The sequence below is a fragment of the Peribacillus deserti genome, from assembly GCF_002863585.1.
GTDB classification, from domain to species: domain Bacteria; phylum Bacillota; class Bacilli; order Bacillales; family DSM-1321; genus Paraperibacillus; species Paraperibacillus deserti_A.
On sequence record NZ_PGUY01000027.1, the window covers coordinates 1 to 26095 of the forward strand.

At 43.4% G+C, this 26095-nt stretch carries 30 protein-coding genes, 1 pseudogene and 1 other annotated feature; of the genes and pseudogenes, 1 reads left to right on the plus strand and 30 read right to left on the minus strand.

The genetic code is table 11. The features are described from left to right. From safA to nadA (CUU66_RS25380), 4 genes and pseudogenes are all read right to left on the minus strand, one after another. Nucleotides 1-2013 (minus strand): SafA/ExsA family spore coat assembly protein (gene safA, locus CUU66_RS25535; protein WP_257967940.1); only part of this gene is annotated, 2013 nt, incomplete at its 3' end. A gap of 335 nt (nucleotides 2014-2348) precedes the next feature. Beyond that, nucleotides 2349-2504, minus strand: a complete 156-nt coding sequence (locus CUU66_RS24105; protein ID WP_180955220.1) for a hypothetical protein — start codon at nucleotides 2502-2504, stop codon at nucleotides 2349-2351. A 38-nt stretch (nucleotides 2505-2542) separates the two neighbouring features. After that, a pseudogene (gene nadA, locus CUU66_RS08770) lies at nucleotides 2543-2779 on the minus strand (quinolinate synthase NadA); the annotation flags it as partial. Continuing rightward, nucleotides 2676-3023 carry a quinolinate synthase NadA gene (gene nadA, locus CUU66_RS25380; protein ID WP_101641312.1) on the minus strand — a complete coding sequence of 116 codons (348 nt, stop codon included), beginning with the start codon at nucleotides 3021-3023 and terminating at the stop codon, nucleotides 2676-2678. The gene nadA (CUU66_RS25380) and the pseudogene nadA (CUU66_RS08770), both read right to left, overlap by 104 nt. A 257-nt stretch (nucleotides 3024-3280) precedes the next feature. Between nadA (CUU66_RS25380) and CUU66_RS08780 the strand changes: the two genes are divergently transcribed. Beyond that, nucleotides 3281-3820, plus strand: a complete 540-nt coding sequence (locus CUU66_RS08780; RefSeq protein ID WP_101641313.1) for a transcription repressor NadR — start codon at nucleotides 3281-3283, stop codon at nucleotides 3818-3820. A 37-nt stretch (nucleotides 3821-3857) separates the two neighbouring features. Here CUU66_RS08780 and pheA read toward each other — a convergent pair whose 3' ends face one another. The 26 genes from pheA to CUU66_RS08910 form a co-directional block, all read right to left on the minus strand. Continuing rightward, the gene (gene pheA / locus CUU66_RS08785) at nucleotides 3858-4736 is read right to left on the minus strand and encodes a prephenate dehydratase (RefSeq protein ID WP_101641314.1); all 879 of its coding nucleotides are present in this window, start codon (nucleotides 4734-4736) and stop codon (nucleotides 3858-3860) included. A gap of 631 nt (nucleotides 4737-5367) precedes the next feature. Next, entirely contained in the window at nucleotides 5368-5817 is a 450-nt protein-coding gene (locus CUU66_RS08790) for an ACT domain-containing protein (RefSeq protein WP_101641315.1), read from the minus strand. Between the two features lie 59 nt (nucleotides 5818-5876). Next, entirely contained in the window at nucleotides 5877-7172 is a 1296-nt protein-coding gene (obgE, locus tag CUU66_RS08795; RefSeq protein ID WP_101641316.1) for a GTPase ObgE, read from the minus strand. A gap of 52 nt (nucleotides 7173-7224) precedes the next feature. After that, nucleotides 7225-7758, minus strand: a complete 534-nt coding sequence (locus CUU66_RS08800) for a Spo0B domain-containing protein (RefSeq protein ID WP_101641317.1) — start codon at nucleotides 7756-7758, stop codon at nucleotides 7225-7227. 136 nt (nucleotides 7759-7894) lie between these two features. Next, complete coding sequence (gene rpmA, locus CUU66_RS08805) at nucleotides 7895-8185, minus strand: 50S ribosomal protein L27 (protein WP_101641318.1); 291 nt, start codon at nucleotides 8183-8185, stop codon at nucleotides 7895-7897. A 12-nt stretch (nucleotides 8186-8197) separates the two neighbouring features. Beyond that, the gene (locus tag CUU66_RS08810) at nucleotides 8198-8533 is read right to left on the minus strand and encodes a ribosomal-processing cysteine protease Prp (RefSeq protein WP_101641319.1); all 336 of its coding nucleotides are present in this window, start codon (nucleotides 8531-8533) and stop codon (nucleotides 8198-8200) included. 9 nt (nucleotides 8534-8542) lie between these two features. Further along, nucleotides 8543-8851 (minus strand): 50S ribosomal protein L21, encoded by a 309-nt coding sequence (gene rplU / locus CUU66_RS08815; protein ID WP_101641320.1) that lies wholly within the window; start codon nucleotides 8849-8851, stop codon nucleotides 8543-8545. 16 nt (nucleotides 8852-8867) lie between these two features. Further along, nucleotides 8868-8950 (minus strand) — a sequence feature (ribosomal protein L21 leader region). A gap of 72 nt (nucleotides 8951-9022) precedes the next feature. Then, nucleotides 9023-10507: an Rne/Rng family ribonuclease gene (locus CUU66_RS08820; RefSeq protein ID WP_101641321.1), complete on the minus strand. Its 1485-nt coding sequence runs from the start codon at nucleotides 10505-10507 to the stop codon at nucleotides 9023-9025. Nucleotides 10508-10572: 65 nt separating this feature from the next. Beyond that, nucleotides 10573-11439 carry a M50 family metallopeptidase gene (locus CUU66_RS08825; protein ID WP_101641322.1) on the minus strand — a complete coding sequence of 289 codons (867 nt, stop codon included), beginning with the start codon at nucleotides 11437-11439 and terminating at the stop codon, nucleotides 10573-10575. After that, the gene (locus tag CUU66_RS08830) at nucleotides 11432-12190 is read right to left on the minus strand and encodes a M23 family metallopeptidase (RefSeq protein ID WP_101641323.1); all 759 of its coding nucleotides are present in this window, start codon (nucleotides 12188-12190) and stop codon (nucleotides 11432-11434) included. The genes CUU66_RS08825 and CUU66_RS08830 overlap by 8 nt, the downstream gene beginning before the upstream one ends. A 210-nt stretch (nucleotides 12191-12400) precedes the next feature. Then, the gene (gene minD, locus CUU66_RS08835) at nucleotides 12401-13207 is read right to left on the minus strand and encodes a septum site-determining protein MinD (RefSeq protein ID WP_101641324.1); all 807 of its coding nucleotides are present in this window, start codon (nucleotides 13205-13207) and stop codon (nucleotides 12401-12403) included. 2 nt (nucleotides 13208-13209) lie between these two features. Next, nucleotides 13210-13890, minus strand: coding sequence for a septum site-determining protein MinC (gene minC, locus CUU66_RS08840; RefSeq protein ID WP_101641325.1), 681 nt, complete (start codon nucleotides 13888-13890; stop codon nucleotides 13210-13212). Nucleotides 13891-13999: 109 nt separating this feature from the next. Beyond that, nucleotides 14000-14512 (minus strand): rod shape-determining protein MreD, encoded by a 513-nt coding sequence (mreD, locus tag CUU66_RS08845; RefSeq protein WP_101641326.1) that lies wholly within the window; start codon nucleotides 14510-14512, stop codon nucleotides 14000-14002. Further along, entirely contained in the window at nucleotides 14509-15387 is an 879-nt protein-coding gene (gene mreC / locus CUU66_RS08850; protein ID WP_101641327.1) for a rod shape-determining protein MreC, read from the minus strand. The genes mreD and mreC overlap by 4 nt, the downstream gene beginning before the upstream one ends. Before the next feature lie 132 nt (nucleotides 15388-15519). After that, complete coding sequence (locus CUU66_RS08855; protein WP_101641328.1) at nucleotides 15520-16545, minus strand: rod shape-determining protein; 1026 nt, start codon at nucleotides 16543-16545, stop codon at nucleotides 15520-15522. A 155-nt stretch (nucleotides 16546-16700) separates the two neighbouring features. After that, a complete protein-coding gene (gene radC / locus CUU66_RS08860) occupies nucleotides 16701-17390 on the minus strand; it encodes a RadC family protein (protein WP_101641329.1) in 690 nt (229 codons plus the stop codon). A gap of 55 nt (nucleotides 17391-17445) precedes the next feature. Next, entirely contained in the window at nucleotides 17446-18003 is a 558-nt protein-coding gene (locus CUU66_RS08865; protein WP_101641429.1) for a Maf family protein, read from the minus strand. A 402-nt stretch (nucleotides 18004-18405) separates the two neighbouring features. Next, nucleotides 18406-19401, minus strand: coding sequence for an SPOR domain-containing protein (locus tag CUU66_RS08870; protein ID WP_101641330.1), 996 nt, complete (start codon nucleotides 19399-19401; stop codon nucleotides 18406-18408). 106 nt (nucleotides 19402-19507) lie between these two features. Next, complete coding sequence (locus tag CUU66_RS08875; RefSeq protein WP_180955222.1) at nucleotides 19508-19966, minus strand: type II secretion system protein; 459 nt, start codon at nucleotides 19964-19966, stop codon at nucleotides 19508-19510. A gap of 17 nt (nucleotides 19967-19983) precedes the next feature. Beyond that, nucleotides 19984-20769, minus strand: coding sequence for a pilus assembly protein PilO (locus CUU66_RS08880; RefSeq protein WP_101641332.1), 786 nt, complete (start codon nucleotides 20767-20769; stop codon nucleotides 19984-19986). After that, nucleotides 20770-21450 (minus strand): hypothetical protein, encoded by a 681-nt coding sequence (locus tag CUU66_RS08885; protein WP_101641333.1) that lies wholly within the window; start codon nucleotides 21448-21450, stop codon nucleotides 20770-20772. A gap of 3 nt (nucleotides 21451-21453) precedes the next feature. After that, nucleotides 21454-22446 (minus strand): type IV pilus biogenesis protein PilM, encoded by a 993-nt coding sequence (gene pilM / locus CUU66_RS08890; protein ID WP_101641334.1) that lies wholly within the window; start codon nucleotides 22444-22446, stop codon nucleotides 21454-21456. A 24-nt stretch (nucleotides 22447-22470) separates the two neighbouring features. Next, a complete protein-coding gene (locus tag CUU66_RS08895) occupies nucleotides 22471-23235 on the minus strand; it encodes a prepilin peptidase (protein WP_101641335.1) in 765 nt (254 codons plus the stop codon). 13 nt (nucleotides 23236-23248) lie between these two features. Continuing rightward, the gene (locus CUU66_RS08900; protein ID WP_101641430.1) at nucleotides 23249-23713 is read right to left on the minus strand and encodes a pilus assembly FimT family protein; all 465 of its coding nucleotides are present in this window, start codon (nucleotides 23711-23713) and stop codon (nucleotides 23249-23251) included. Between the two features lie 130 nt (nucleotides 23714-23843). Then, nucleotides 23844-25052: a type II secretion system F family protein gene (locus CUU66_RS08905; RefSeq protein WP_101641336.1), complete on the minus strand. Its 1209-nt coding sequence runs from the start codon at nucleotides 25050-25052 to the stop codon at nucleotides 23844-23846. After that, nucleotides 25052-26092 carry a type IV pilus twitching motility protein PilT gene (locus CUU66_RS08910; RefSeq protein WP_101641431.1) on the minus strand — a complete coding sequence of 347 codons (1041 nt, stop codon included), beginning with the start codon at nucleotides 26090-26092 and terminating at the stop codon, nucleotides 25052-25054. Before CUU66_RS08910 ends, CUU66_RS08905 begins: the two co-directional genes overlap by 1 nt. Nucleotides 26093-26095 lie beyond the last annotated feature (3 nt).

Genomic DNA, 26095 nt, shown 5'->3' on the forward strand with positions numbered 1-26095 from the left:
TTGCGTTCCATATCCGGCTGGACCCTGCCCTCCGTATTGCGTTCCATATCCGGCTGGACCCTGCCCTCCGTATTGCGTTCCATATCCGGCTGGACCCTGCCCTCCGTATTGTGTTCCATATCCGGCTGGACCCTGGCCTCCGTATTGCGTTCCATATCCGGCTGGACCCTGCCCTCCGAATTGTGTTCCATATCCGGCTGGACCCTGGCCGCCGTACTGCGTTCCATATCCGGCTGGACCCTGGCCGCCGTACTGCGTTCCATATCCGGCTGGACCCTGGCCGCCATAGCCTTGCGCATAATAATCCGGCTGACTCTGCATCATTTGATCCTGGATAAATCCGCCTCCTGACTGAGAATCAACTGGCGATTCAGGCAGATACTGCTGGCTTTCCCCGCTATAAGCTCCCATTTGAGGAGATTCCTCTGACGGAAAGCTTTGCTGCGGAAATCCTCCGGGAACCTGCTGCCCGTAATAGCCCGTACCTTGAGGGTATGTTCCCTGGAATCCGCCAGGCACCCCATAACCGGCAGGCATTTGCTGATAACCTCCTTGACCTTGAGGGAAAGGCTGTGGTACCTGGGCATGAGTAGGTACTGCCGGATGTAAAGGGATAGGCTGACCTCCTCCGCAGCCGCAGTCATCTGCTGCAGCCTCAAGCGACGGCTGAGCCGTAAACTGACCCATTACCTGCTGAGGAGCGGGCTGCGGTGTCTCCCATGGCTGCCCCGCGTGCACCTGATGCCCGTAATACAAGGAATGCGGAATACTGCTAGATCCTCCGAAAGCTGAACTTGGTGATTCATAAGCTCCTGTATACGATTGTGTACCAGGGTGCGGGATAAATGGCATCTGCTGGCCTCCTCCATATAATGGGTAATTCTGATGCCCGTATCCAGCAGCCGGAAACGGCTGCAGCGTTCCTGGTGCATAGGAAGAAGATTCAAATAAAGAACTTTCATCTTGCTGCATATGAGACGGCTGTGCATACATTCCCTGCACTTGAGCCAGGGGCGGCTGCTGCATGTATGTTCCCTGTACCTGCTGTGGGACAGGAGGCTGCATGTATGTTCCCTGTACCTGCTCGGGGGCAGGTGGCATGTATGTTCCCTGCACCTGTTCGGGGACAGGCGGCATGTATGTTCCCTGCACCTGCTCGGGGGCAGGGGGGTGCATATATATTCCTTGTGCTTCTGGAACACTCGGCTGCTCCATAAATGCCCCGTGTTCCGGCATGAAATGCTGCTGCGGGTAGAACGGCATTTGTGGAAACATAGGTGCTGCCGGGAATGGGAAATTCGCCATATTTATCGGTTCATCATAGCCGGTCCCCGGCATTACAGGTGAAATGGGAATACATTGGTCCTCCGCTGGAACTGCAGCACCTTGTACTTGTGGCGGTGCTTCCATGACAGGAGCTTCTTGTATTGGTACTTCCTTCATTGGTGCTTCCTTCATCGGTGCCTGCTGCACTGGCGCTTCCTTTACCGGTGCCTGCCCCTTTATTGGCATTTCGGTGATGGGCATATCCTGAAACTGTTCCATCATTAAGCCGGGAAGCACATTTTGTGGTTTTTCTGGAATACTCGGGCCCGGAGTAGGCATTTGTGCAGACATATCAGCCATATTAGCCGTATAGTAATTAGTAATTTCAGCTTCCGTCACTTCGGGCTGGGTTGCCTGTGTTACCGATGGCGGTGCCTGCGGAAGCTCTGCCGGCTGCGCCTGTTCTGCTGGAGCGGCGGCAATGGGTGCTTCCTTTACAGACTCTTTTATAAACGGAATCGGTTCACCTTTAGGAGCTTCCTTAGCGCTATAGGTAATTTTTGCGCCTGACCCTGTTTCCGCTTTTAACGGTTTAGCAGTACCAGGTATTTTTATTTTCATCCCTGGCATAATCATATCCGGATTGCTCAATTGTGAATTCAGCTTTTTTAGCTGTTCAAAATTCACGCCATATTTTTTAGCCAGATTCCAAAGAGTTTCCCCTTTTTTTGCTATATGAATTTTCACGCTGTCTTCCCTCCTATGCAAATGTCCTTATATCCTATGAAGGTCTGGGCAAAGTGCTAACGTTTTTTTCATGAAAACTTATGCCTGAAAACATTTATTTAGAAGAGAAAGACAGAAATAATATAGGAATTTCCTCTTTATAGTGCAGTTTCTTTTCGGGGCAAATGTCTGGCAGTTTTATAGGATCGGGAGGATAAAGTCCTTTCTGGTACAGAGGGGCGTGCTGCTTTCGAGTCAATCAGCAACGGAGGGAGTAAAGACATAATGTATGGAAATATGTATAAAAACTCTGAGTGTTTTCTAGCTCATTCGGAGCTTCTGCTGCCTTTCTTCCACTATTGATCCGTTTTACAACATTCCTTCAATACTGCAGAACGGCGTCTATCTTTGTGAATCCTTTCTTTTACATAATCACCTTTTTCGATCAGGGTCCTTTTATCCAAGAATTCTTCAGAAGTTTCAAGATTAATTAAACACATCATCCGCTCCATACATAAACCCCTTTCTGCAAAGGAAAGGAGGCAAATCATTATCCAATTGCAATCATCCTGTGAAGAGCCAGGATCGCTTCTTCTGCTGTTTCCTTGTCTACTTTTATAGAATGAACAGGCCGTCCTTGTTCAATAGATTCCAAGAACCACAAAAAATGCGGCGGGTCGATTCTATTCATCGTAAGACATGGACATATATTGGAATTTAGCGATATGATCGTTTTGTCTGTATGTATTGTTGCAAGGCGGTTCACAAGGTTCATTTTCATTCCGACTGTCCACTCTACTCTGTTCCAGGCTCAGCGTTTTCGATCCTATTAAAAATGTAAGAGCCGAACCGCTGTAATCTGACCGTTCTACTACATCACGAGAACATTCCGGATGGACCATGATCTTCATGTCCTTCTTCTTCGAGCGGATTTGATCGATATTTTGCATGGTAAAGTTTTCGTGAACCGAGCAGTGTCCTTTCCATAATAAAATTTTTAGGTCCTCGATATTTTCCTCTGTTATTAGCATTTTAGCAAAAGATCCCGGACCGCCATCTATGACAGTGGAACCCCAAGTTCATAGGCTGCGTTTCTGCCAAGATGCTGATCAGGCAAAGGAGCTAATACGAATTTCATTTGAAAGTCACGTAGGCAGCAGACATCCAGGCGCTTGCCCACGCGGTTTCAGATATTGCACGGGAGCTCCACGTATCAATTTAGCCATTACTTAAAACCCTATGATAAAATAGTAAAATAATTTCCTTGGTAAATAAGGAGCGTTGATGCATGAAAGAAGATAAAAAACTGCTTGGAGAAAATAGAAGAAACCGGCTGCTTGAATTATTGAAAGGAGCCCAGGCTCCTATCACCGGTTCAGAGCTTGCCCGCCAAGCTAACGTCAGCCGGCAGATCATCGTTGGCGATATAACATTATTAAAAGCACGAAATGAACCCATTATCGCAACAAGCCAGGGCTATTTATATTTACATTCCCCTGTTTCACCCGCCCTGCAAGAAAGGACAATCGCATGCCGCCACACACCATGCCAGGCCAAAGAAGAACTGTATTTACTCGTAGACCTGGGTGTTACTGTTAGAGATGTAAAAGTGGAGCATCCTGTCTATGGGGATTTAACCGCATCCATCATGGTTTCCAATCGCAATGAGGTAGACCAATTTCTTGAAAAAATCAGGCAGACCCAAGCAGCCTATCTTTCCGAGCTGACAGAAGGAATCCACCTGCATACCATTTCGGCATCCAATGAAAATACTTTGAACCAGGCAGAACAGGTATTAAAGAAGTCCGGTTTTTTAATCGAATACTAATAAAGAAGGTCTGACCGCTGTCAGACCTTCTTTGGATTTAACAAAAAGATTTCGCTTGATTGGTAATTAAAAAGCTTGGGTAGCTGCCTAAAACCTTGACGGAACATCCCAGCGCTTCAAGTTCGGCAATTGTGCTCGGAATTAACACATGGTCCATTTCCATATTGATATCAATGATAAAAAAGTAATTCCCGAGCCCGGTTTTCATGGGGCGGGATTCAATCTTGGATAAATTCAATTTTCTCCACGAAAAAGCAGAGAGTACCTGGTGCAGAGCTCCAGGGTGATCCGCTGGCAACGTAACCATCAGGGTTGTTTTAGCACCATTTTCTTGTTCAGAGTGACTCCCGAAATCAATCTCTTTCTTGGAAACAGCAATAAAACGGGTATGATTGTGGGCAAAATCATGTATATTATGCTTGACGATCTCGAGGTTATATTCCTTTGCCGCCAGTTCATTTGCAATCGCTGCAATTTTAAGCTCAGGATGTGCCAAAACATATTGTGCGGCCGCTGCAGTGGAAGTCATGGCTTCACAGGCGGCTCCTCTAAGGTTTTTATGCAAAAATTTGTGACATTGAGCAATGGCATGTGAGTGAGAAAAAATCGTTTCAGCACTCTCCCAGTGATCCCTATGTGCCGGATGCACCATCAAATGCTGGCTGATCGGCGCCACTACTTCCCCCTGGATCGGCAAATCCACTTCATGAACCAGGTAATCTAATGTAATATTGACTGAGCCTTCCAGAGTATTCTCAATCGGAATAAGCGCAATATCCGCCTGATTCTCCTGGACCGCCTCAAAACACGCCGGAATGGTCTGAAGAGGCATCCTTTCCTCATCAGGAAACAGCTTTGCCGCAGCCAAGTCTGTAAATGTCGCTCTAGGTCCCAGAAAAGCTACCTTATATCCCAAGTCTGTCTCTCCCCTACAATAAAAATTACTGTTAATCTTAGTCTATTTTTTTGATAATTACAACAAATTTATGTATTTTTGCCGGACTATGTTGTGGAAAAGCCTTCCTTCAACCAAGAATATTGACCAACAGGTAGTGATTAACTCGCACTGTTAAACGTTTTATAAATCAGGCTCGAAGTATACAGATTAAAGGGGGCGGCTAAGTATCGACAAGAGAATGAGCCAATTCAATTCACAATGTAACACTTATGTGGCTATTTCATCGTTTTATGTGGGTTTCCCCCACTTTTATGTAGCTGTTTCATCGTTTTATTGGCCTTCCCCCACTTTTATGTGGCTGTTTCATCGTTTTATGTGGCTGTTTCATCGTTTTATGTGGCTTTCCCCCACTTTTATGTGGCTGTTTTACTGATTTATGTGGCTTAGCCTTTTTATGTGGATTCCAGCGTAAATTTGCATGCCGGCCCAAAATTTTACATTATGAGCAGTGCTTAGCCATAAAAAATTGTATAATATCAATCATTACTATTATCGTGCTCCCAAGCAGCAACTCAATTATTCAAAGCTTGGATACCGCTGTCCCCATCTAAAACAAAAGCGCACAGCCAAGTTAGCTGCACGCTTTTTGTTATGCTCCTGTCCCGAGAATCTCAACTTTTTCTACGAATTCAAGTTTTCTCAGTTGTGACAGAAGATGATCGATATCGGATTTCATGCCGTTTGTGTTCAGTGACAGGGTGACGTTTGCCCTGTTCTGCAAAGGAATGGTCTGATGGATGGTCAAAACGTTGCATCCGGCAGAAGCCACGACACCCAAAAGCTGCGAAAGTGTTCCCGACCGGTCTTCCAGATGAAAAAACAGCGAGATGATCCGTTCTTTTACAATCGTATGAAACGGAAAGACTGTGTCTCTGTACTTATAAAAAGCACTCCTGCTGATATCCACCTGCTGAACAGCTTCAAGAACGGAATCGGCTTTTCCGCGGTCCAGCAGTTCTTTGGCCTCCAGAGTCTTTTGCATTGCCTCAGGAAGGACGTCTTCGCGAACCAAATAAAATTTTCTATCTGTTTTATTCATGTTCTCCCCCGCACATTATTGGCCATAACAAGAGCAAAACTTACCTAAACCTAACCCTGTTATTCAATAAACTCAAATTCATAATCGAGAAGTCTGATGACATCTCCATTTTCGGCACCTTTTTCCCTGAGTGCTTCATCCACACCCATAGCGCGGAGCTGTCGTGCAAACCTCTTGATTGATTCATCTCTGTTGAAGTTCGTCATCTTGAATAATCTCTCTATATTGAAGCCGGAAATGACGAAGGTTCCATCCGAGTCACGGGAGATGACAAAGTCCTTATCCGGTGTTTCATGCTTGTACATAACACGGTTAACCTGTCCTTCTTCAGCTTCTTCCTGATGCTCAAGTGGAAACTCAGGTGTTGTTTCTAATTTATCCGCTACTTCAAATAACAGATCACGGATTCCCTCTCTGGTAACAGAAGAAATCGGGAAGATTGGCAGATCGCTGCCCACTTTTTCTCTAAATGATTTCAGGTTTTCCTCGGAATCCGGCATATCCATTTTGTTTGCCGCGATAATCTGAGGACGCTCGGTAAGCCTTAGATTGTATTCTTTCAGCTCATTGTTAATCGTTACATAATCCTCATACGGATCACGTCCTTCGAGACCGGACATATCGATCACGTGGACAATAACCCGTGTCCGCTCAATGTGCCTTAAGAATTGGTGGCCAAGGCCCACTCCTTCAGATGCTCCTTCAATGAGTCCGGGAAGATCGGCCATAACGAAGCTCCGATTGTCTTCCGTTTCCACTACACCCAGATTTGGGGCAATGGTGGTAAAGTGATATTCAGCAATTTTTGGCCTTGCTGAAGATACGACAGAAAGCAGGGTGGATTTTCCAACGCTCGGGAATCCTACAAGGCCTACGTCTGCAAGTAATTTGAGCTCCATGATGATATAGCGCTCCTGGCCCGGCTCGCCGTTCTCAGAAATCTCCGGAGCCGGATTGGCCGGCGTCGCAAATCTGCTGTTTCCTCTTCCGCCTCGTCCGCCTTTTGCGATAACGGCACGCTGCCCATGCTCCGTTAAATCAGCAAGGACTTCTTTTGTATCTTCATCCATGACCACTGTACCCGGAGGGACTTTAACAATCATATCTTGGGCATTACGTCCATGCATGTTTTTTGACATACCATGCTCTCCGCGAGGTGCTTTAAAATGCCTTTGGTAGCGGAAGTCCATAAGCGTACGCAAGCCCTCTTCCACTTCAAAGATAACATTTGCGCCGTTACCGCCGTCACCGCCGGCTGGTCCTCCTTTAGGAACATATTTCTCCCTGCGGTAGGCAACTAATCCATTACCGCCATCTCCGCCTTTTACATAAATCTTGACCTGATCGACGAACATTCCATCACTTCCTTTTTCATATATGTATAAACAAAGCTGTTGTCTTTTCTTCTTAGCAGTCTGCCATAACCTCTATGGACAGTTCTCCACGTTTCATACTTAACAAATTTATCTGTAAGCCATGGTGCTTTTGTTTACTAAATGACTTTATTTTCTCTTCTGATGTTATATTACCCTGCAGTTCATAGAGAAATCGTATATTTTTCGCTTCTTTAAAAATTGATATCGTTAATGTACTTTCCAGAAAGGGTTCAATCACCGTCTCAATGTTCAAAAATAATTCTTTTGTCCAATGTGTCAGAGACTTGTCCAGCTCAGGGCCTGCATTCCCGCTTCCCAGCAATTCATATTCAATTTTAAACGAGTACCCATTCCAGTTTCCGGTAAGCAGCAGTTCAGAAAACAGGGGCATATTAAGCTGAGACAACATTGCTTCACTTTGCGATTCAATGATTATTTCTTCAATGATAGCTTTGGCCCGATCTATCTTATTTAACTCTAGGTTACCTTTAATCAGCTGTATTTTATTCAGCCAATCATGTCTGGAGTGTCTCATGGCGTCAATTATATTCCACTCTTTTTCCATCTGAAGACTCCCGTTTTCGCAAATTGATATTAAAGAGGCGTAAAGCCTGTTCATTGTTTCCTTTAAGTATAACAGAATTTTAAGCTAAAAAAAGAAAACTCCAACCAGGAGGTTAGAGTTTTCTTAGATGCAGGATTTAAGCTTCTTGAGCAGCTGGATATACGCTAACTTGTTTGCGGTCACGGCCTAGGCGTTCGAAACGAACTACGCCGTCAACTTTTGCGAATAGAGTATCATCTCCACCGCGTCCAACGTTTTGACCTGGGTAAATTTTTGTACCGCGCTGACGGTAAAGAATTGAACCACCAGATACGAATTCACCGTCTGCACTCTTAGCGCCAAGGCGTTTAGAGATAGAGTCACGGCCGTTCTTTGTTGAACCTACTCCCTTTTTGGAAGCGAAGAACTGAAGATCTAGTCTTAACATATGTTCCACCTCCTATTTATTAATGGTGATTTTTATATATTGTTCGTAATCTCTTTCTATCGTCTGCAGGGAAATAAGCATGGCTTCCAGAAGCAGCTGAACTTTGTCAGATGTCTCTCCGGTGATAGAGCGGGGCATTACACATTTAAGGTAACCTCCGTCGCCTTCCATCTCAATTTCGGGTTCTACATCCGCGAGCGCCATAATGGCGTTCACTGTTCCAAACGAAACAGCCGATGCACCTGCACAAACGATATCCAGACCATGTTCAGCAAAATCAGCATGTCCGCTCATGGTAAAAGATTGAATCTTACCGTTACGGGCATAATCAAAAATAACGTTTATCATTCGTTAGCCTTACGCGTTGATCGCGTCGATAACTACTCGAGTGTATGGCTGACGATGACCTTGCTTTTTGCGGTTGTTTTTCTTCGCTTTGTATTTGAAAACGATGATTTTCTTCGCGCGGCCGTGTTTTTCAACTTTAGCAGTTACAGTAGCTCCCTCAATAACCGGGCTTCCTACTTTCACGTTGTCTCCGCCTACGAATAAAACTTTATCAAAAGTTACAACTTCACCAGCTTCAGCGTTTAACTTTTCAATTGTGATAGCTTGGCCAGCTTCAACTTTGATTTGTTTACCGCCTGTTTCAATAATTGCGTACATATACTTGCACCTCCTCTAATTAACTCAGACTCGCCATCACAGGCGTTCTGCCTTTTAGCAAACTCTTAAAAAACCTGATCTGCGCGGTTGTAGCACGGGTGCTACAAACATAACATAGAAAATATTATCATATACCTGGACTATGTGTCAATACTATTTTAGAGAACAGATTTATACGTTGTGTTCACCTTTAATTCTTACCTGGATTTCTTCTAAACTTCCCATGTGACGGATGTGGTAATGAGGTATAGAGGTGTCCTGTTTAGTAAATATCAATTTTTTTGCTGCAAGCCCTTCAACGAATTCCAAGTGTTCATTTTTAGAGCCTGCCAGTGCCTCAATAACATTTACTGCGGCTTCTATCCAGACTGCCTCTGAATCATTTCCCCGAGCTTCTAAAAGCTCTCTTTCCAAACGAAATGCTAATGTTTCCGCACTTTCTATACTTCCGCTGCCGCTGCAGACTGGGCATGGGACCATAAGCTTCTCATGGATGGACGGCGATGTTTTTTTGCGCGTAAGCTGCAGCATGCCCAGACCTGTAAATCCTGCGATATGTGTAGGCATCTCATCTGCAGCCAGCGCTTCTTTCAATGCCTGCACGACCTTTCTTTTATTATGCTCTTCCTGCATATTCATAAAGTCAATTACAATGATGCCGCCGATATTACGAAGCCGAAGCTGCCGTGCCGCCTCCTTTGCTGCAATGATGTTGGCTTGTGTAAGAGTGGCTTCCTTTTCAGATTTCCCTGTGAAGCTTCCCGTATTTACATCAATAACGGTACATGCTTCTGTTTCTTCAATCACGAGATAAATGCCATCTGTAAGCATAACGTTTTGTTTAAATACAGATGAAGCTTCTGTTTCAATGTGGAATATAGAAAAAATATTTTCAGCTCCACGTTCGAAATGCACTTCCACTGCTTGATCCGTCAATTCTTTCCTTATATCCTGATAAAATGAAAAGTCATCAATGATAACTGCATCCAGCTGTGCCGCTTGGCTCAGCACCGCTTCCCGGAATTTATCCATTTTTAAAAGCAGCCCAGGTTTGTTTATCGAAGATGCTCTAGACAACACACTCTCCCAGCGCTTACGTACTTCCTCCAGTCCAGCATCAAATTCATCTTCTGAAGCTTTTTCCATAGTTGTTCTGATAATAAAGCCTTCTCCCGGCTTTTTCTTGGAAAAAGCCCTTTCTCTCCAATACTTCTGGGTTTCCAGACTGGACATTTTTTTTGAAACACCTATATAGTTTGTGCCAAACATTGCAACCATTTTATCAGAAGTCATTTCAATAATGCCTGTCAGTTTTGGCCCTTTTGCTCCTTCCGGGTCACGGACTGCCTGTACAATAAGTTTTTCACCCTGCCTGATAAAATGTCCTATCGGTAGACTTTTCTTCTTTTTAACATCCATTTCAGAAAGCTGATAGGAAGGAAGCTGATCTCTATGCAAAAACCCCTGTTTTGCCCCGCCAATATCGACAAAGGCGGCATCCATGCCGGGAAGCACTTTTGTTACAGTGCCCCAATAAATATTTCCTGCTATACTCTCATGTCCGGGCTGGTGTACCTCAAGTTTTGTGACTGTATTATTTTCGATCATCGCAAATCTTTTTTCTCTGCCCTTTGCATTAACAATTATTTTCTTCATATAAAAATCCCTTCTTCAAAAGGAACGGGCGAAGCCCTGTTCCGCTTGAAGAAAGGATACCATAGTTAATAGGAGTATAACAGGTCGCCCATTCTGACATTTGTCAGCTTGTCTGTAAAATAAGCATGAAGAATCTCATTTTCATCAAGAACACCGCGTTCTTTGCCTTCCTTCGATACAATGATCGGATGTTTACAGCCTCTCTGGAACCTTCCTAGAACATCGGTAATACTTTCGCTGACATCTGCATGGATCGGTCTTAGTGTTTGAAACCGTTCATTCCGTCCATAATGTCTTTCTAAAAGAAACCGTACGAATACAAAGTGGCGCTGCTTCCATTCCATAAAGAGCGAAAAGAGGATAAAAAGAACCATCACCCACATATTAAGATTATTAGGAGCTACTATTGAAAAAAGCAGCAGTCCCAGCCCCGCTAATATCGTAGAAGCGATAATCGTCAATCTATGAGCATCTAAAAAGGGATACCTCTGGGATAAACAAACAAAAACCAGCTTACCTCCATCAAGAGGCCAAATAGGCAGAAGATTGAACAGGAAAATCACCAGATTCATGTAGAAAAACTGATAAAACGCTTCATGAGTGATAAGCTGCGATTGAAACAAAACAAACCCTATTGCACACAGCCAAATATGCTGTGCCGGTCCGGCAAGTGCCACAATGAGATCTTCTCTAAGGCTTCTGTTCCCATGTTCCTCTGTTTCTAATGCACCGCCAAAAGGAAGAAGTTTGATGGATTTAATTCTCCAAGAATAATACTGGGCTGCAGCAGCGTGGCCCAGCTCATGAATCAATACGATTAAAAATAGCAGGCAGATTGGGATAAATTGCGCTGTAAGGATCCCTATTCCTAATACGAGCCAAAAAGTGGAATGAATTTTTATCTTCGTAAGCAGGGTGAAGTATTCATTCAAACTCTATCACCTGTTTCGGGTCTACAAATTGAGACCCTTTTTTGATAGCGAGATAAAAGGTGCCTTTTGCTCCATCCTCTGTATTGGAAACTTTCCCAATAATTTTCCCTTTTTTCACGGTTTCATATAAGCGGACATCAATGGTACCTAAATGTCCATACCAGGATTCACTTTTATCACTGTGCTGAATGACAACCGTTTTTCCCAGCTTATCCTTCTCCCCGGTAAAGATGATGACACCCTCCTTGGTAGATTCAACAGGCTGATCTTTATCTGTTTCTATCATCATTCCCTGTCCGTTAACCTCGAAGGACTCAGAAATCTTTCCTGCAGCCGGCAGAGCAAATTCCTGATTTTCCTTTTTCGCTGTAACTGCTGGCTCCTTGTCGGACGGAATAAAAACAAGAGGCTTGCCAAAGGTATCCTGGTACCAATCTTTAGCAGCAGCAAACTGAAATTCTTTCTTCATATAATGATTGACCACATCCCTCGTTTCCTCAAGCCTCGGAATCGGCTTTTTAAACATGATGGCCACCATAAGAAAAAGAACGATTGAAACAAGAATTTTAAAATAGAAAACTTCTTTCCGAAATAAGGGATGATCTGTTTCCGGAGGAATTTCATAGCTGGCTGTACTATGGAATCCGTCCTGATCTTCATTATAAGTAACCGACCAGCTGTCTCTTTTCTGCCCCTGCATTTTTCTTCTTTTAGCGATTTTATCTCTGATTTCCTTTTGCCTGTCCTTCATTTTAAGCCCCCCTTTACACAGCGATACCTGTAAAAAATGTATGAGCTACTTGTCCTATATATTCCAGTGTTTTTGGGGAGGCTGCTAAAAGTACTTGGGAGGAAGGAGTCCTGTGAGGTCTGAGTGTGGGAAATAATCGGGAAATGGGGGACAGTCCCCATATTTGGTTCCAAAATAAAAAACAGCCCACTGTGACAGGCTGTTAAGGGATTAGGCACGGACGCCGAAGAATTTTTTGATTTTCGCAACAAAGCCTTTTGGCTCTTCATCAAGAGGTTTTAAAGGCACGGATTCACCGAGGATCCGGCGTGCTATATTACGGTAGGCAATCGATGCTCTGTTGTTTGGATCCAAAGCAATCGGCTCACCCTGATTCGAAGCTTTAATGACTTGGTCGTCATCCGCCACAATTCCGATTAAATCAATGGACAGATGTGATGTAATATCATCAATATCAAGCATTTCACCGCTTTTGACCATATGGCTTCTAATGCGGTTAATGACCAGCTTAGGAGGTTCTACATTTTCTTCTTTTTCCAGAAGCCCGATAATTCTGTCTGCATCCCTTACTGCGGACACCTCAGGAGTAGTAACGACAATAGCTTTATCAGCACCCGCTACTGCATTTTTGTAACCTTGTTCAATTCCAGCGGGACAGTCAATGATAATATAATCATAATCCTGCTTCAGACCATCAATCAGCTGCTTCATCTGTGCCGGAGTTACCGCATTCTTGTCGCTTGTCTGTGCGGCAGGGAGGAGGTAGAGAAGATCATCAAAGCGTTTATCCTTCACAAGTGCCTGATGGAGTTTACAGCGGCCCTCCACTACATCGACAAGATCATATATAATTCTATTCTCAAGGCCCATTACCACGTCCAAGTTTCTCAGGCCGATATCGGTATCAACCAGACATACCTTTTTGCCAAGAATCGCCAAGGATGTTCCCAGGTTGGCTGATGTAGTCGTTTTACCTACTCCGCCTTTTCCAGACGTGATCACTATCGCTTCTCCCACGATCAGAAACCCCCTTCAAATTTATGTAAATGTGGTCTTTTTCGCTTTAACACTTGCAATTTATCAATTATAATCTGCCCATCTTCTACATAGGCACACTCCATTTCATGCGCCTCCTGCATAAAGTTTTCAGGTGTGGGGTTTATGATATCCCCGATCTTAAGCAGGGATGGCTTTAACACAGAAGCAGTGACGACAGCTTCAAGTTTTCCGTGCTTGCCTGCATGGGCAATGCCTTTTAGTGTGCCTAAAACAAAGATGCTGCCTCCCGCGGAAACCTGACCGCCAGGATTTACATCTCCAATCAGCAGTAAATCACCTGGCACTTCAATGACCTGCCCGGAACGAATGATCGCGCAGACAGAGGTCATTTCAGATTCCTCTTTCATCCTTTTGGCTTCTTCCAATGTAATGACATTGGATTTTATTTCTTCAATCTGAAAGATTTTTTTCTTTAAAATAAGTTCTTTCAGTTCCGCTTCCTGTTTTTCATCTACATATCTATTGCCTGTATGCACCCGCACTTTAATCAGCGGGCTGTTCTCCTGAGTCCGGATATTCGCAGATAATTTAGCATCCAGTTCCTGCATAAGCATCTGAAATGAACATGAATCATCGAGATGGAGCGTCAGCCCTTGTTTTGTTCCTTTAATTATAACGTTTTGCAGTAATTTATTACTCATGGCGGTCAATTTTCACCTCAATGATTACATATTCGACATTGTTCTTCATAATCCTTTTCTCTGCAGGCGGTAATTAATAGACTCGGCACTGTAAGCAGAAGGAAATCATTTATTCCGCATCAAAATTCGCTTTTTCAATAATCCGCTTCATAGGAAAAGCTAGAATGATAACAGCAGCGAAATTTAAAATCAGAGTAGGCAGGAGCCTGATCGCTGCGAATTGAGTAAAGTTCATTCCTGTGTCTCTAATCAGACCATTGGCTTCATACACAAGTATTTCTAACAAGGCAATAGCAACGGTTGATAGTAAAGCTGCCACAAAGACGTTTGAATGGACAAGTTTCATTAATTTCGAAACTACTAAAGCCAAGAAGGCGAATAAAAAGGCATAAACCCCTAATATCTCTGTATATACGACATCAAACAGAAAGCCGAATATTAAACCATAAATAATCCCATATTTAGTAGAACCAAATATGGTGATAAAAAGGATAAAGATAAATAAAAAATGAGGTACGAAAATACGGGAGCTGTGAAAATGTTCCCCTGCGAACAAATCGGCGAACGTACTTTCAGCCAAAAAAAAGAAAAAGGCGGAGAGCGGAATGATTAAGCGGCTCACAAATCATCCCCCTCTGCACCAGCTCCATCCGATGAATCAACTGTCTGTTCTCGTTTCACCACAATCACGTGGTTTAAATCATAAAGCTCAGCAGCAGGTTTAACATAGGCAACCTGAGTCAGCCCATATTGATCGGATTCAACCTTTTCCACTTTTCCAACTGGAAGGCCAGGCGGGAAAACTCCCCCTAAACCTGAAGTCACGACTTCAGACCCCTTTTTGATTTTTTCATCATAAGGGATTTTCTTCATCAACAGCAGCCGTTCTTTTTGATCGAAGCCTTCAATAAAGCCATAAATCGTCTTCTTCCCATAAATTCCGACAGAAATACGGTTTTTTGGATCCAATGAACTTAAGAGCTGCACAGTCGAAGTAAATTGAGTCGTGCTTTTCACCTTTCCAATCAGGCCTTTGGATGTAATGACTGCCATGTTTTTTTGTACACCATGGATTTTACCTCTATTGATGATCGTCTTTTCATGCCACATGTCCGGATTGCGGGCAATGATGGTGGCCTCAATAGGATCGAACTTTCGTAAACTTTTCTCTTTATCTAGTATTTCTCTTAATTCAACATTTTCCTTTTCAAGCACCTGGACCTCTGATTTAAGTTTTACATACTCGTCCAGACGTGTTTTCAATCGTTTATTTTCCTGGTATGTATGCTGAAGATCATTTACATTTTCAACAAAACCTGCAACAAACTGAACGGGCTGATGAAAAATATTTTGAACAAAGCCTGTGGTATCCTTTAAAAATTGTTCCGGCCAGCTAAGTTTTTCCCGATCTCTTACAGAAAACCCTATCAATGCCACCAGGATGATAATACTAACCAGCAGCACAATCAGCCTTTTGTTCAGAAAAAATTGCGGCATGATTTCACCTCTATTTAATTCAGTCCATTAGCGAGCCCTAATACTCCACCAAAGAAGCATCAGGGCAGGTTAACAGCATTCTTTTTTTGTCATTTACTATTTAGCCGTAAGAGTAAAATCTATTCGTGTGATTTAGTAACGGGATTCCTTTGTTCTTCCTTTAAATAAGTGAATATGATCTAATGCTTTTCCAGTGCCGATAGCGACACAGTCAAGCGGATTCTCGGCAATAAGAACAGGCATTTTCGTTTCATCACTGATTACTTTATCAAGATTTCTTAGAAGTGCCCCGCCTCCTGTAAGGACAATTCCGCGGTCCATAATGTCCGCCGCAAGTTCAGGAGGAGTTTTTTCAAGAGTGTTCTTAACAGAATCTACTATCGCATAAACGGTATCATTTAACGCCTTAGAAATTTCCCCGGCAGTGATTTCGATCGTTTTTGGAAGTCCTGTCAATAAGTCACGGCCGCGGATTTCCATATTTTCAATGCCCTCAGGATCGCCTGCAGAACCAATTTCCATTTTAATGCTCTCTGCCGTACGGTCCCCGATCATGAGGTTATAATTTTTGCGGATATAGTTGATGATGGCATCATCCATTTCATCACCCGCTATACGGATAGACTGGCTTGTAACAATTCCGCCCAGTGAGATGATGGCCACCTCTGTTGTACCGCCGCCAATATCAACAACCATGCTTCCAGTCGGTTCCCATACTGGAAGGTTAGCTCCGATAGCAGCTGCAAACGGTTCTTCTATTGTATACGCATCCCGTGCACCAGCCTGCCTCGTCGCATCGATAACAGCTCTCTCTTCAACAGCTGTTATACCTGACGGAACACAAACCATTACATAAGGCTTACGGGCAAACAGGCCTTTATTCTTTGTAGCCTGTTTAATGTAATACTTCATCATAATCGCAGTGGTTTCATAATCAGCAATAACGCCGTCTTTCATTGGACGCAGCGCCACTACATTCCCCGGTGTACGGCCGATCATGTTTTTCGCATCATTACCCACAGCCACAATGGACTTTGTATCGGTCTGAAGGGCCACGACGGAAGGCTCTCTTAAAACAATGCCTCTTCCCTTTAAATATACAAGCGTATTAGCAGTTCCCAAGTCTATTCCAAGATCTCTTGTTCCGATTCCTAACATTTTCTGTATCTCCCTTTCCGAACACATGCATTTTTATAGTAAGATTGAAGTAGGTTTCAATGGTCTATTTTTATCATTCCATTTAAATAGGACTATAAATATCCCTTAAAAATCATAAATTATATTATATCGTATCGCTAGTGTTTTTCCTAGCATCATACATATCCTTTTTCCTTTAAACTGACAAATTTCTTTTCGCCGATAATAATATGGTCCAAGAGATCGATCCCGATGATTTTCCCGCATTCCGTCAGCCTCTTCGTAACTTCTATGTCCTCCCTGCTCGGGGAAGGGTCTCCCGAAGGATGATTATGGACACATATAATAGAAGCAGCTGATCTCCTGAAGGCTTCTTTAAATACTTCTCGGGGATGTACGATCGAAGCATTCAGGCTCCCGATGAAAATGGTCTGCCTATGGAGAACCTGGTTCTTAGTGTTCAGATAAAGACATACAAAATGCTCCTGAGTCAAAAAGCGCATATCATTCATACAGTAATTAGCGCAATCCTCCGGAGAACGAATCACATATCTCTCATCAAAACTCAGGTTGCTGATTCTTCTTCCAAGCTCTACAGCAGCCAGAACCTGAATAGCCTTAGCCTCGCCGATTCCCTTTAGCGCCATCATCTCTTCAAGAGACGCATCCGTAAGCAGCCTCAAGCCTTCAAACTGGGTAAGCAGCCTGTTAGACAGCTGGATGACAGATTCATTCCTGGTACCTGTTCTAAGCAGCAGTGCAAGAAGCTCCTGATTAGACAGCGCTTTCGCCCCTTCATTAATAAAACGTTCTCTCGGTCTGTCGTCCACTGGATAATCTCTTATTAACAAATTTTCAGTCAAAATGATTCCCCGCTTTCCTATTACCGAAGGCAGGGGATATCACAAAAAGCACGGGTGTTTATAGGAAATTTTGCAGCTCTCTTGATAAACGGGACACAGGCAGCCCCACAACCGCGAAGTAATCACCGTGGATCTCTTTCACAAGCAGTGAGCCAAATCCCTGTATTCCGTAGGCCCCAGCCTTATCGAAGGGCTCGCCGGTATCTAAATAGCTATCTATCTGATCTTCAGTGAGATCCCAAAACGTCACTTCGGTTCTTTCGTAAAAGATTTTTTCTTTCTCATGGTTCTTTATACATACACCCGTTAACACCTGGTGTTTACGGCCTGATAAGCTCAGCAGCATTTCTTTTGCCTCCTGCCTGTCAGCAGGTTTACCGAGGATCCTGCTGCCGGATACTACCACAGTATCAGCTCCGATTACACACGATCCGGGATTTGTGCTGGATACTGCACTTGCTTTTAACAGGGCTAGATTTGTTACCGCCTCTTCTGGAGATATATGATTGGGGAGTGTCTCATCCACATCGCTCACTATCACGAGAAATGGGATTTGCAATAGCTGCAGGAGTTCTTTTCGCCGGGGAGAAGAAGAAGCTAAAATTAGAGGTTCCACTTTCATTCACCTTACCTTTTTTACATGCAATTTAGGGAGATACAGCTCAATCGTATCAAAATTCATCAAATGCTACAAGAAATCGACAGATATATTTTTCGGTCTTTCTGGCCTTCCTTAATATGCACAGGCAGCTTTACAAGTATAACGCTTTATATGATCTCTGGGCAAAAAAAATAAAAGGCTTTTTCACCTTTTATTGCAGTTCAGTGTTGTTAAAGTACGATGTTGTTTGAAACGGATACCCGATACTTCTTAGCAGAAAAGGGGCTAAGAGCCTCTCCAGAAGGATTGGCAGGGGCCGCGTCACGAACCGTTCGCGAACAAGCGGTGTCCTTTGCTCTCTTCAACATGCCTATTTAAACAGGCCGTTATATTTCCCGGAAAATACAAATTTCGATATTATAAGTTCGAATACAAACCAAGGAAATCAAGAAGTTTCGATTGCGTTTTATACTGGGAAGCTGTATCTGTGGATGATAGATAAAGAGAGGAGGCCTCTTTAATCGCCTTTTCCATTTGTGCAAGATTTTTATTCTCGATTGCGCTATGCTTTTCAACCTTTTCAATCCCGCTTTTAAGTTTTTCTCCCTTAATAGAAGATTCCGTGTCGATAATACTGCTAGCCGTCTTTTCCGATAACATCTGATAGACAGCTGTTAAATCTTTTAAATATTGAATTTCTTTGGATGTCAGCCCTTTTTTTGATGTACCCGAAAAGCTGATTTCCTTCCAGAACGAGTCTATGTTCTGTCCTTTCATGTAAACTGCGAGGCTCTTAGCAGCCTCCATACTCTCTGCAACCCCAAGCAGCAGCACGTATTTATCCTCAAGCTGGGTAATTTTCACAGGAACGCCGGTATCGCTTAAAGAATCCCGGACTGACTGCGCCGCTTTTTCCTTGCTGTAGATTCCGCCTTGGACCACAAATGCCTTCAGTGCAGGAGCATTTGACACGCCTAAAGCTGTCCCTCCGCCGCTCTCGTCTTTAAGCGGTACAGAATTAGAAGGCGTACTTGCAGGGACTGCCCCCGGCTCCGCCATATCCTGGCCAGTCACCGTTTTAAGCACAATGAATCCAAGACTTGTCCCAACAACCACAGCTAATAAAATAGAAATCCACATCGAAGGAATAAAGGTAATCTTCTTAAATCCCTTCAGTTTTCCTGTATCCTTTGTTTTTTTTGTTTTCACCACATAGGGAGACAAGGAACTTTTTGTTTTATCATCACTGCCGGCGGGATCGGGCAGGATCCAGTCAAAGCTTTCCTCTGCGGACTCAGAAGCTGCAGCCGTTTCATCCATCGATAATACAGCCTCATTGTCCTCTGAGAAAATATACTTTTCTCCCCCATTGAACTTCACAACAATTTTATTCGTATTCTCATCCTTCTTCACAGTATCCAGCACCTCCTATCATTCAATTTTTTTCCATCCTATCATATTGGCAAAAAAAAATAACAAGACTTTTGTCGTCTTGTTATGAATAGGTTTCGTCAAATTATTAATTTTTTGTCACTATATCATCTGCTGACAGTTCGTCCAGTGGAACAGGACTCGCTGCACGATCTGACTTTTTAGACAGCATACGTTCCACCCCAATCAGCATGACCGCATACAGCTTACCATTCTTGACCTCAACAAACGACTCGTCACTCGGTTCTAATAGTTCACCGGTATCCGGGTCTTTAATCGGTTCAATATAGCCATTTTCTAACAGAAGCTTATACGAAATTTCCCCATCATATTCCTCTTCACGGACCAGTTTTTCTTTTAAATAAAAATGGGCCGCATCACGAAGCGTATAAGCATTTGCAAGAAACGCTTTGGTCTTTGAAGTTTGGATGAGCTGCGAAATAGAGATCACAGCAATGCCTGCTATTATGCCCAGTATCACTACTACTGCTAATAATTCAATTAAGGTTAAACCTGCCTCACGGTCTCTCTTATTCGCTATGTCCATAAGCACCATCTTTACGTTTAAGGTTCTATGCTGCTGGTCTCTGAGGTGCTGTTGCCTGGTTCGGGCAGTTCTGAATCATTGTTAAAAGGATTCGTCTTCTTCGCAGGGGCCGGGGAGTCCATTGGCGGAAGCTCTTTTATCAAGTCGGTTAGTCCTGGATGATAAAATGCCGAAACCGTGACACTATAGCTGAGGCGTTCCGGATTCTGCTCGATCGTCATAATCTCTACCCCGCCATTAAACTTCAAATCTGTAACCTTCATGATACGTACAGAATTTTCAAGGGCAGCGATAAAATTCTCCAGATCTTGGTAGGTTAGAGATTGGACGGTCATCTCTATATCAACCTTTTTAAGACCTTTAGGGAGAACTTCGCTAGAATTTTCATCCTGCTCGCCCCCGGTGTCCTGATGATTCAAGTCCTCTTCAGCCTCGGCTGCTTCCTGTTCTTCGCCGGGTGCAGCTTCTTCGTCTTCATGCACATTCATTGATACAATAAAGCTGTTCGAAGTAATTTCTGCTTTCTCTAATTCCAGCACGATTTGTTCCACCAGCGGCTTTACAGGCAGATGCTTTTGCAGCTCCATCGTAGATTCGAAAGTAGTTTCTTGTGCTGAATTTCCTTTTGACATCAGCACCTCAGCCATTTTCTTCTCTGACTCTAGTTCAGATCTCTTTATATCGACAGAATTCTGTACCGGATAGAGCAGCTTAAAATAAAGGAAAGCAACCAGACTTGCCCCCAATAGCAATGCCAGTAAAAAAATAATCGTTTGTTTTTTTGTGAATGCACGGTTTGCCATTTAATTTTGTCCCCCCTGACTAGAGGATGGGACATTTTTATTTTTCTCTGCTTTAGCAGCCGCCTTTTTTGCCTTTTCCTGATTGATGGCAAATTCATAGACAGCTGCATATCTTGGAACAAACATAGAGTTCTCCAGCTTCTGCTTATCATCATTCTTATCCGGGTCGGAAGCATCTTCTCCGGTTAATGCGTTAAATTTCCCGAGTGTAGTAGATAGTGTAATCATTTTAACTTCTTTCAGCCACTCGGAAGAAGTAAGTTCACTTAAATAGTAAGCCGCTTCCCTGCTTGTATCAAACTGTGTTCCCAGAGTGATTTTACCGTCATCGGAAAACTCAAAATTAAGGATATAGCCCCTCTCAGGCAATAAAGAAATTACATGTTGAAGTACGGGCACCGTCTTTACTTCGTAATTCTTTGCCCAATCAATTGTACTTTCTAATTGAACAGCAGAATTAGAGTTAGCCAAGTTCTCCATTTTCAGTTCTTGTGCTGCCCTTATCTCCTGCTGTGCCTGTATCTGCTGATTCATGTCTGCCAGCTTAGAGGTTTGCGACTTCCAGCTCCAAAATAGGAAGGAGGCTGCTCCTGCAACTACCAGGGCCAGTACAGCCAAAGCTATAAGAAACGTATAATTCCTGGGTTGTTTACGAGGCAATAAGTTAATTTCTGCAAGCATCTGTTACACCTCTTTTAAAGCCAGCCCAAGCGTCACATAAAACGAATCGGGTAAGGGAGTTTGATTTACGGTATGTACCTCGTGAGAATCAATTCTGTCTACAAACAAATTAAACCGGACAACCAGCTCTTCAAACACTTTGTTTTTAAAAGGATTGTCTCCAGCTAATAAAATTTTAGTAATAGATTGCTGGCCTTGACGAAGAGTATATCGGTAAAAATTCATGATCCGGTCTAGCTCATTAAATATATCGCTAAAAGCAGCTTCTATATCTCCATGATTCTCTTCATATACTAAACTGGTATTTCCAGTTCCAGTTAAGGAAGTTTCCCAGGAGGAGAGCGTACCTGGCAGCTGGATATGCCTCATAAAAATGGGCTTCTCCCCTTCAAAGATACAGATCCCCATGCTGCCTACATCCAGCTGAATCATCAGCAGATGCTCTTCAGTCCGGGATTTATCAAGCGCGTGGTAAAATCTGTACAAAGAAAGAGGAGAGATATCGGCAGCGACAGGAATAAGGCCGCAGTCTTCAAGCAGGCTGCTATATTCTTTGACTATGTCTTCAGGAGCGGCAAACAAAAGAATTTCCTTTTTATCCTTCGCTTCACCTAAAATCACTGTATCAAATACAGGTTCCTCAAAAGGCAGATGGATGCTGGATCCTAGTTCCATGTATAGATAACCTGTAATTTCGTCTCCTTCTACATCCTTTGGAATCTCCAATTTCCGCACTACAATGAAGGGGTCGGGAACAATCATCCGGACCTGCTTCTTTCTGATTTTCCAATCAGCGACACATTGCTCCAGGATGGTAGACAGAGTTTCACGGTCTATAACTCTGCCATCTTTTATCAGCCCGGGAGGCAGGTAATACTCACCGCATTTTTGGACAATCAGCGGATTTGTCTGCTTGAGCTCAACATATCTCAATACATGGTCTTTTATCACAAGATTGACTATTTTATGTTTTCGAGAGAATAATGTAAGGCCCATGCTGCTTTTCCCCTTTTAAAAATACTAATGTAACAACCTCACATACCAGGCTAAAATATCCTGTCCAAAAAAGTAGGCTGTCAATGTCCCAAATACAATGAACGGCCCAAAAGGAATGGGTTTCCCTTTACTGACATATCCAAGCTTCATGCCGGCAAGCCCTAATACAGCTCCGAGAAACGTAGATAAAAAAAAGGACAGCAAAACCATTTTGGTGCCCACAACAAAGCCGATCACGCCAAATAGTTTAATATCTCCCCCGCCCATTCCGCCTTTGCTGACAATCGCAATCGCCAAAAGAGTAAGAAACCCAGCGGCAGCTCCGAGTATGGAATCCCACCACGGGTACAATGGCACAAGAGTCCGTTCAAATAAAAAAATTACTGCAAAAAAGAGCAGTATTTTATCAGGAATAATCATATATGTAACATCTGTTATAAAAATAATGACAAACAGAGAAATCAAAGTCCAGGCAACAAACAGTTCCGAAGTCCAGCCAAAGATGAGCGGGCTGAAGGCAAACAGAACACCTGTCATGAATTCCATAATAGGATAAAGAGGAGAAATCCGGCTCTTGCAGCTCCGGCATTTCCCTCCTTGCAATAGATATGAAAGAACTGGAATTAACTCAATCGGCCTAAGCTGGTGCTTGCAGTTCGGGCAGGCAGAGCGCGGGTAGATGATTGATTTTTTTATTGGGACCCGGAGTCCTACTACGTTGTAGAAGGATCCAAGGATGAGCCCAAATGTAAATAAAATAATAAAAGTAATAATAAATTGATTGTACATAACAGTATTAATACTAATTTACTGCACTTCTCTTCAAGTTATCTACCAATACAGCAGCCTTATTACTTGTTTGAATACCTCTAGTTGCATTTACAAGTTTTACTTCAGTAACAGTTCCATTTACAACTGTTACATATGACCCAGAATTAGGTTTGGTGGTTGATGTTGTAGTCGATCCCGGAGTATAACCTGCTGTAGTCTTGTCTGGATCTTTTATATGTTCTAAGTATTTCTGCCCTTCCAAAAAAGCTAAAGGCAGGTACTGGGTTCCTTGAGCTAAAGCTTGATCTGAAGTGACAGCCAATTTTGCTGAACTAACCATCTGTTGAGCATTCCCAACATGCGCATCCTTCTTAGAGTTATCAATAAGTCCGCCAATACTCGGAATTGCAATCGCAGCAATAATCCCCAAAATTACAACTACAGCCAAAAGCTCGATCAACGTGAGACCTTGTTCATTTTTCAACATTTTTTTCATTTTTTGCAGCACGTTCTATTCCCCCTGGGATTATTTTACTAGATTTGTATAATCTATCTCCGATTATACAACATTACCATATTTGGAAGATATATTTTTTTGCAAAATTAATAGGGAATTTGTCGCATTTTTAATTGCCTACATGATTGAATATTTCAAACATAGGAACCATGATGGCTATGACTATAGTACCGACCAATCCGGCTAGCACGACTATCATCAGAGGTTCGATCAAGGATTTCAACCTATCCGTGCTGTTTTCGACTTCCTTTTCATAAAAGTCGGCTACTTTGCCGAGCATTGCATCAAGCGACCCTGTTTCTTCACCGATGGAAATCATCTGAGTAATCAGCGGCGGAAAGGCCCAGTGCTTTTTCATAGGCTCTGTAATGGATCTTCCCTGCTCGAGTGAGAATCTGGACTGTCTCACTACCCGTGCGACTACTTCGTTTTCAACTACTTTTTCAACAATGCTCATTGCCTGAAGAATTGGAACAGAGCTCGTAAACAGAGAACTCAGAGTACGCGTCAAGCGGGCCAGGACAGCTTTTTGAAGCATGCTCCCAAAGATAGGGATACGCAGCACAAAGTAATCCAGATAATATTTCGTTTGCTGATTTTTTCGTAGAGCGGCAACTGCGACTGCGATAAGGACAGTAAATAAGATGATTAGGTACCATGCTTTCTGCATGAATTCACTGGCACTTAATACAAATTTCGTAATCGCCGGAAGCTCTCCGCCAAAATCGGAAAACATGTCGACAAATGTCGGCACTACCGAAACGAGAAGGAAAATAACTACCGCTACTGCTATTACAGCGACAACAGAAGGATAAGCCATTGCAGACGTGATTTTCTGGCGGGTATTATGCTGCTTTTCAAAATGGTCGGCTAGCCTTTCGAGAGTATCATCTAGATTACCGCCTATCTCCCCGGCTTTAACCATGTTAATGAACAGCGGCGAGAAAATCTTTTTATGCCTTGCAGCGGCATCTGATAAAGGGTTCCCTTCGCGCAGATCCGCTTCTATGTCCTGAAGTGCCTTCTTTAAATATTTGCTTTCCGTCTGCTCTGACAAAATATTCGTGGAATCCACTACCGATACACCGGCCTTTAATAATGTGGAAAACTGCCTTAAATAAATGACAAAATGCTGCAATTTTACAGGATTCCCTATCGTAATATCCTTAGTGAGCACCGTTTCAGGAACCTCGGTAATATCCATAACTTTGATTCCGCTGTCACGGAGCCTGCTTACTGCCTCCCGTTTGTTCGCAGCAGTCATGGTCCCTGATCTTTGTCCTCTCCGGTCCCGCCCGTTATATTTATATTTAGCCATTATTCCATTCTCTCCTGCAAAAAGGCTGCTGCTGAGTCTCTTGATATTCTTCCTCCTGCAAGCAGCTCTTTAATTTGGCTCTCAAGGGTATGCATTCCCTGTGCCTTTGACGTTTGTAGAATACTTACTATTTGGTGGATCTTTTCATTTCTGATCAAGTTTGCTATGGCGGAATTATTAATTAATATTTCTGTGGCCGCAATCCGCCCATCTTTTTCAGCATTTGGAAACAGACGCTGCGAAACGATGGCAACCAATACAGAAGCGAGCTGGATCCGGATTTGCGGCTGCTGGTGAGCAGGGAACACATCGATGATTCTATCAATCGTTGATGGGGCGCTTGAGGTGTGCAGGGTTCCGAAAACCAAGTGTCCGGTTTCAGCAGCAGTAATCGCCGTCTGGATCGTTTCAAGGTCCCTCATTTCTCCAACGAGAATTACATCCGGATCCTGCCGTAAGGCCGCTCTTAATCCATTGGAAAAATTATTGGTATCAAATCCGACTTCCCGCTGGTCAACAATGCAATTCCCATGCTTATGCAAGTATTCAATCGGGTCCTCAAGGGTAATGATATGTTTTCTCATCGTTTGGTTCATATAAGAAATCATGGAAGCCAGTGTTGTGGATTTTCCGCTGCCTGTAGGACCTGTAACGAGCACTAGACCATGAGGCTTCTCTGACACCTTTTTCAGAATTTCCGGAAGGCCTAGTTCCTCAAGGGATGGGATTCGTCTCGGAACGATCCTGATAGCAAGCGCGATGCATGCTCTTTGAAAATATGCATTGATTCTGAATCGGGAGACGCCAGCTAACCCGTAGGAGAAATCAAGCTCCCCTTTTTCCGAAAATGTTTCCCACATAGGCTCTGGAACAAGCGCTTTTGCCATTCTTTCCGTATCCTGAGGCGTCAAAGAGTCTTTCCCATACTTTTTTAACTCCCCATTGATTCTCATAACTGGGGGTACGCCAACCGTAAGATGAATGTCAGATGCTTTTAGTTCAAAGCCTGCTCGGAGTATATGCTCAATATCAATAGCCACCAC